General features: G+C 39.6%; 6 protein-coding genes and 1 pseudogene. 4 read left to right on the forward strand and 3 right to left on the reverse strand.

Going from position 1 to position 6,431, the window contains the following annotated elements:
- Nucleotides 1–56: 56 nt before the first annotated feature.
- Genes AC6F75_RS04555 through AC6F75_RS04570 form a run of 4 tightly spaced genes read left to right on the forward strand, consistent with a single transcriptional unit; the run spans nt 57 to nt 3,119 of the window.
- Entirely contained in the window at nt 57–611 is a 555-nt protein-coding gene (locus tag AC6F75_RS04555) for a sigma-70 family RNA polymerase sigma factor (RefSeq protein WP_500713763.1), read from the forward strand.
- A gap of 28 nt (nt 612–639) precedes the next feature.
- Nucleotides 640–1,200, forward strand: coding sequence for a hypothetical protein (locus AC6F75_RS04560; protein WP_500713764.1), 561 nt, complete (start codon nt 640–642; stop codon nt 1,198–1,200).
- Between the two features lie 60 nt (nt 1,201–1,260).
- The gene (locus tag AC6F75_RS04565) at nt 1,261–2,349 is read left to right on the forward strand and encodes a hypothetical protein (protein ID WP_500713765.1); all 1,089 of its coding nucleotides are present in this window, start codon (nt 1,261–1,263) and stop codon (nt 2,347–2,349) included.
- Between the two features lie 35 nt (nt 2,350–2,384).
- On the forward strand, nt 2,385–3,119 hold the full coding sequence (locus AC6F75_RS04570) for a GIN domain-containing protein (protein ID WP_500713766.1): 735 nt from the start codon (nt 2,385–2,387) through the stop codon (nt 3,117–3,119).
- A 69-nt stretch (nt 3,120–3,188) separates the two neighbouring features.
- Here the strand turns inward: AC6F75_RS04570 and AC6F75_RS04575 are convergent, their stop codons facing one another.
- The 3 genes and pseudogenes from AC6F75_RS04575 to AC6F75_RS04585 all read right to left on the reverse strand — a co-directional run.
- Nucleotides 3,189–4,499 (reverse strand): DUF6252 domain-containing protein, encoded by a 1,311-nt coding sequence (locus AC6F75_RS04575; RefSeq protein WP_500713767.1) that lies wholly within the window; start codon nt 4,497–4,499, stop codon nt 3,189–3,191.
- A gap of 119 nt (nt 4,500–4,618) precedes the next feature.
- The gene (locus AC6F75_RS04580; protein ID WP_500713768.1) at nt 4,619–5,941 is read right to left on the reverse strand and encodes an MFS transporter; all 1,323 of its coding nucleotides are present in this window, start codon (nt 5,939–5,941) and stop codon (nt 4,619–4,621) included.
- Nucleotides 5,942–6,020: 79 nt separating this feature from the next.
- Nucleotides 6,021–6,431: pseudogene (locus tag AC6F75_RS04585) on the reverse strand (M48 family metallopeptidase); the annotation flags it as partial.

The following is a 6,431-nucleotide window of genomic DNA, read 5'->3' on the forward strand; positions in this document are numbered from 1 at the left end:
TCAAAAGTGTAACAATTTGGGTTTTAAACTATCTTTAATACAAACTAACGTTTTTTTTGACACTAACCGAAAAACATATTGATGATTTAGTCGTGCTCTGTTTGAAAGGCAACAGCCTGGCGCAAATGGAAGTGTACAACCGCTATTACAAGGCCATGTACAATACCGCTTTGCGCATTGTCAAGCAAACCGATGAAGCCGAAGACATTATGCAGGAAGCCTTTTTAACCGCTTTTACCAAACTGCATACGTTTAAAGGCGAAGCCAATTTTGGGGCCTGGCTCAAACGAATTGTGGTCAACCAAAGCATTACTAAATTTAGAAAACAAGTGTATCACGAAGATATCGAGGAATTTAAGCTCACCAAAGTGCCGGATGAGGAGGACGACAACAGTGAGAATTACGTTCATTTAAAGGCACACGAAGTACTGGAAACGTTTAAAACACTGAAATCCAGTTACAGCACAGCACTCAACCTTCACTTTATTGAAGGCTATGATTATGAAGAAATTGCTGAAATACTGGATATCAGTTATGCCAACAGCAGGACGCTTGTATCCAGGGCCAAAGAAAGCCTGAGAAAAAAAATGTTTGAAAAAAAATTACAATAAGTACGCTTACGCGAAAAAATAAAAAATCATGAAAAACGATCATCTGGAAAACCACTTGAAAACACTCTTCAAAAACGAAGAGGTTGATTATGCGGAACCTAAAGAAGGACACCAACTGCGCTTTATGCAGAAACTACAGGAGCAAAACAAACAACAAGTCAAGCGACTGATATTTTGGAAACCCCTTGCCATTGCAGCATCTTTTCTGATTATTATTGCGATTAGCTTTCCATTCCTGAACGAGCAGTCGCCCAAAGGTGACCTGGCAAGCATCTCGCCAGAGTTTGCCCAAACACAACATTTTTTCACTTCCACCATACAAAGGGAACTTGAAAACCTGAAACGTGAAAAATCACCTGAAACACTTGTTCTGGTTGAAGATGCCCTAAGACAAATGGAATTTCTGGAAAACGACTACGAAAAGCTCAAAAAAGACCTAATAAAAAGCGGAAATGATGAACGGGTGATCTATGCAATGATTCAAAACTTTCAAAGCAGAATAGAACTTTTACAACAGGTGCTGGAGCAGATTGAACAATTAAAAGAACTTAAACTAAAGAGCCATGAAATGCCCGTTGAAAAAATATAATTTAATTGAAGATCTATTTACGGGCATTCCATCTTCCTTATTAACAAATATTATATACAGATGAAACCACAATTTAAACTACTATTAATTATCGCACTCCTACCCGGACTGATGCTGGCATTGAACGACCCAATGAACGGTAAACACACCAAGGAAAAGAAAATAGAAAGGAGTTTTGACGTTAGCAAAAACGCACAACTGAAAATTGAAAACCGTTTTGGGAATGTGGACATAACCACCTGGAACCAAAATAAAATTGAAATTACCGTAGTCATAACAACAAACGGCAACAACGAGCAGGAGGTGCAACGTCGTCTGGATGAAATTACCGTAGAATTTAGCGGTAACAAGTCACAGGTAACAGCACAGACCAAAATCGGTTCTTCCAAAAGTAATTGGAGTATTTTCGGCAACCGTTCCGGAAACGTCAATATGAAAATCAACTATTCGGTGAAAATGCCGGCAGCAAACAGCCTGGATTTGAGAAATGACTACGGGGCCATCAACCTGAACAAACTTAATGGCGATGCTAAAATCACGTGTAATTATGGCACATTCATTTTAGGAGAACTTCTAGGCAGTAGCAATACCCTGAATTTTGACTATACAACCAATGCTACCATTGGAAAAGTTAAAAACGTAAACATCAATGCTGATTATTCTGAATTTGTGATTAATGAAGGTGATAATGTAAGCTTTAAAGGAAACTACACCCGTTCAGAATTTAAGGAAATCACATCAGCACTGGAGTTTGAAGGCTCTTATGGAAGGTTGACCGTGGGCAAGGCTAAAAATTTCAAAGGAAAAACACGTTATGTCACCAGCAGCTTTGGCTCTATAACCAATAATTTTGATATGAATTCAACCTACGGAAAAATAACCATAGATCTACTGGAGAAAAACTTCACAAACGTATTTATAGCTGCCAGATATACAAATATTGATATAGGCTACAGCAATAGTGCTTCATTTGATTTATCAACAAAACTGGCCTATGCCAATTTAAGGGGTGCTGACGACATTGAATTTACATTAAGAAGTATTCACAACACCCGCAGTGAATATGAAGGCTATTACGGCAAGAAAAATTCCGGGAAAAACATCAAAATCACTTCCGATTACGGAAACGTGAGAATTCAGAAAAAATAAACATTCATCCAATCATCAATTAAACACGAACAGTTATGCAAAAATTCAAATTACTATTATCAGCTACGCTTTTACTATGCTTTACCAACATCAATGCCCAATGGGGTTCAAATACAATAAATGGTAACGGCAACCTGACTACAACCACAATTCAAACCTCAGACTATGACGGTATTTCAGTGGCCGGTAATTTTTATGTCACTATTATTGAGGGAAAAGAAGGCAATATTACTTTAAAGGGTGAATCTAACCTTCTCGAAGAAATAGTCGTTGAAGTGAAGGGTGTAAACTTACATATTAAGCCCGAAGACCGCGTTAATCTAAAGCCCAGTAGAGGAATAAAAATTGAAATTACTGTGCCGGTTGAAAAAATAAGTAAAGTTGCCCTGGCGGGTTCCGGTGAAATTAAAAATGCATTTAATCTTAAAACGGATGCGCTTACAGTAAAACTGGCAGGCTCCGGCAATATTAAATTAAATGTGCAAAGCACCGATTTGGAAGCAACGGTTGCAGGCTCCGGTGACATTATCCTTAACGGAGTCACTTCTCATTTAAAAGGAAGTATTGCAGGCTCAGGAAGTGTGGACGCCTATCGTCTGGAAGCCGAGAACGCAAACATTACCATTGCAGGGTCAGGAGACTACAACGTCAACTGCACAGGTGATTTAAAGGTAAGAGTGAGCGGTTCAGGAAATGTTAACTACAGAGGAAAACCCGATAAAATTGATACTAAAGTAGCCGGCTCCGGAAGGATCAGGTCTGCCAACTAATCGTTCAATTCCATAAAATATAAAAGCCGCTATTTGAGCGGCTTTTATATTTTGATTCTATCAGTAAGGCTAAAATTTATATTGAAACTGCCCTTGCGAAATGGTATGAACAATATCACCTCCGGCTTCCAATGCAGCCTGGAAATTGAAAGCAAACCTTAATAAGGTCCCCGAATTTTCCATAATTACCAGCAATCCGTTATTTGAACCATAACTTACATCTCCATCATAATATTCGGCTTTTATGGTGCCGTTGAAAGTGAAATTGTATGTTCCGGGTGCAGTATCTGCAGGAAAATTGAAGGAAATGGCTTCACCTGTAGATGTTTTGATTCCATGTATAGTAATGATATCAGTTGTTGAGATTGTGATATTATCTGCAGAAAAAGCAATTCCGTCAACAAATGCATTCAAGAAATTATCATCGCCGCCGGGCACTCCGGCTGATATAGTTATATTGTTGAAATAACCATTGGCAACTGTAACGGTTTGGTTGCCTTCATCCCTTCCTGCAACAAATGAGAAAGTTCCTGAAACTTCATTGTTTTCAAAATCTAAATTTGTAATTGTAACAGTTCCTGAACCTCCTTCAGACAATAAAGTGGTATAAGGATTCTGACCATCAATTTTATATAAAGCATAGGATTCTGCTGTTGAATTAGCCCCTAAATCATAGGTTCCGGGCTCAGGATCAACAATACTTATTTGAATTGTCCTGTTGTTATTTACACCAACAATAACAAGTGTGTTGGTTGATTCAATATAAGTTGCTCCTGCGGTTTCATCTCCGGCTACAAAAGGAATTCCATCCACTTCGGCAAAAAACTCACCGGTATCCCCTCCCCCGGTACTGCCATCACTAACCAATGGGATGTTCTTGAACTCACCTTCTGATACCACAACAACATCAAATGTTGGATTGCCGTTACCGTCCAAAATGGGTTGTCCATTAGCATCAAGTATAGGCTTGGTAGCAGTAAAAAAGAATGTTCCGGAGATAATCTCAAGCTCTGAGCTATATTGTGTTACAGTAACCTGACCGGAGCCACCCTGATTTTTGGAGTTGAAAGCAAATGGATCCTGGCTTATGCCAAATGTGGCAAATCCCTGAGTGACCATATCAAATGAGCCTGTTCCTGCTCCATTTAAATTTAAGGTGATGATGTCTCCGTTACTTCTGATTCCCGTGATGGTAGTTACACCCTGTAGCGTTTCGGCACTGTAAAATTCACCAATAAAGGAAAAATCTTCAAACTCGGCCTTAAACGAAGGAATAAGCAATGATGGATCATCAACAACAAAGTCGCCCTCAAGGGGCTCATTATCACAAGAAACAAACGCTATTATCAGTAGTAATGCAAGTAATGGTCTAAATTTCATAAGTAGATTTCTTAAAAAAGTGGTTGCTTGGCAAACTTAATTAAAAATATTAATTTGAAAGCAATAATATATAACAACTTCTTTTTTTTCAAAAAATTGCATTATCGTGTTGATGAAACTTAGTGTAAATGTCTTTTTGGAACCCTTAAAAGCAGTACGATTCCGATAAAGAAAAATACGACTAAAAACAACACCGAGTTTCGCATACTCCCGGTAATCTGGTCGATAAAACCATACAACAACATCCCGATAACAATACCAATCTTTTCGGTCACATCAAAGAAACTGAAATAGGATGTAGTGTCTTTTGTGGGCGGAATAAATTTAGAATATGTGGAGCGCGACAGTGACTGGATGCCGCCCATAACCAACCCAACAACCCCTGCCGTGACATAAAAGTGAATGGGCTCTGTGATTGTATAGGCCACCACACAAATACACAGCCAAATACTGTTAACAACAATTAAAGTGGGGATATTGCCAAATTTTCCTGATGCTCGTGAGGTAAGCTCAGCTCCCACTACAGCAACCAACTGTATGATAAGAATACTTACAATCAATCCCATGGTTTTTTCGCTTGAATCTGCCCAGTTTATTTCCTGTTCCCCAAAATATGTAGCGACAAGCATCACGGTTTGCACAGCCATACTGTACACAAAAAAGGCAGACAAATAGCGCTTTAAGTGAATGTTTTCAAGTAGTGAACGCTGTACTGTTTGCAATTCCCTGAACCCGTTTAAAAGCACGTTTCGAGTCACTCGGTTGTTACTTTTCGGGCCAACAGGCAAGTAATAGAAAGTGTACTGACTGAATAACGCCCACCACAAGCCTACAGTGACGAAGGAAATTTTCATAGCCAATAAAGAAGCTTCGCCTCCTTCACCAAGTCCAAAAAACCCGGGTTTCATGACCATCGCCAAATTAAATATCAACAAGAATACACTTCCAGTATATCCCAATGAAAACCCTCTTGCACTCACTTTGTCCTGCTGTTCTTTATAAGCTATATCCGGCAGATAGGAATTATAAAACACCAGACTGCCCCAAAAGCCAATCAAAGCTAAAAAATAACACGACAAACTGAAGTAGATGGCCTCCAGGTCAAACCAAAACAACCCAATACAGGACAAGCTGCCCAGATAGCAAAAAAACTGCATGAATTTTTTCTTGTTGCCCACAAAATCGGCGATTCCGGAGAGCAAAGGCGACATTAACGCCACAACAAGAAAAGCGGCAGCCGTTACATAACTGAGGAGCGGTGTACTTCTTATTTCGCCACCAAAAACCACTACCGTTTCAGTTTCTGATAGTTCAAAAAGCGCCAGATAATAAATCGGGAAAATGGCCGAAGCAATTACCAGGCTGTAAACCGAGTTGGCCCAGTCGTAAAAGGCCCAGGCAAACAATAGTTTTTTGTTTCCCTTTTCGTAATGGTTTCTCATAATATTCAATAAAAAAAAGCTGCTTTTTAAAGCAGCTTCTAAAGTATAAAATATTTTATGTTTTGAAGTTAAGGGGTCATTACTTTTTAAAAGTAGTCACACCATGTTTTCTGGCCTCTGCTTTTGATTCTTCCACCCATGACATTATATTTCTGATGCGGGTATCACTGGAAGGGTGTGTACTTAAAAACTCAGGTGGCGCACCACCGGCTTGTTGTTGCATTCTCTTCCAGAGTTCAGCTGTTTCAGCAGGCTCATAACCGGCAATCGCCATTAGGATCATCCCGATACGGTCTGCTTCGGTTTCGTGATTTCTGCTAAAAGGCAACATCACACCCACAGTAGTCCCCACACCATAAGCCGTATTAAAAAGGTTTTGATATTCCGGGTCGTTGGCCAAGGCAATGTTTCCGGCAACAGCTCCCAACTGTTGGAGCTGGCCTGCACTCATGCGTTGTTGACCGTGATTGGCTAAAGCGTGTGCTACTTA

It is taken from the genome of Planktosalinus sp. (assembly GCF_059864935.1).